Origin of the sequence: Acidovorax sp. ST3 (assembly GCF_003231145.1) — a bacterium.
Taxonomy (GTDB): Bacteria; Pseudomonadota; Gammaproteobacteria; order Burkholderiales; family Burkholderiaceae_C; genus Acidovorax.
The window spans coordinates 1-534 of the sequence record NZ_QKVP01000122.1 but is presented as its reverse complement, the minus strand read 5'-3'; the positions used below and the strand labels follow the sequence as shown (position 1 = coordinate 534).

At 68.7% G+C, this 534-nt stretch carries 1 protein-coding gene; it reads right to left on the bottom strand.

All coding sequences use genetic code 11. The annotated features are described in order from the left end of the window. Positions 1-80: 80 nt before the first annotated feature. A partial coding sequence (locus tag DNK89_RS24480; RefSeq protein ID WP_110962021.1) for a hypothetical protein occupies positions 81-534 on the bottom strand: 454 nt, incomplete at its 5' end.

The window sequence follows — 534 nt, the reverse complement described above, 5'->3', positions numbered from 1 at the left end:
GGACGCAGCCGGCGCGGCGTGAGCAGGAACTGCGGCCGACCGGGTGAACCAGCCCTCCGCCGATCCAGTCCCTCCAGCGCTCAAGCCGGCATCGCGTCCTGCCAGCCGGTTTTCTCGAGAACAATCCTGGCCAGCTCGACAGGCGTCCGTCCGTCTGTCGGCACCACGATCAGGCCATCGGCATTCTCGCCGGCCATGCGCCTTGCCTGCCGCAGCGAGCGTTCGGCCTGCGCTTCCGCGCCCCGGCCGATCTCGCGCTGCGCCAGGCGCTCAAGCAGCACGGGCTCGCTCACGCCAAGCCGCACGACGGTGATCTCGGCGTCGGGAATGGCTGCCAGGATCCAGCGCCTGTCGAAGGCAAGATGCTGCATGACGCCCGACATGATCAGCCGCGTGTGGCCCAGGGCCCGGTATGTCGACCAGGTAGCGGCAAGGTTGATGCTGCTGATGTCGACGGTGCCCGGCCACAGCCGGTCGAGCTCTTCCCGTGTCGGGCGCGGGAACACCCTGTCGAGCTCGTCGGTTTCGACAACC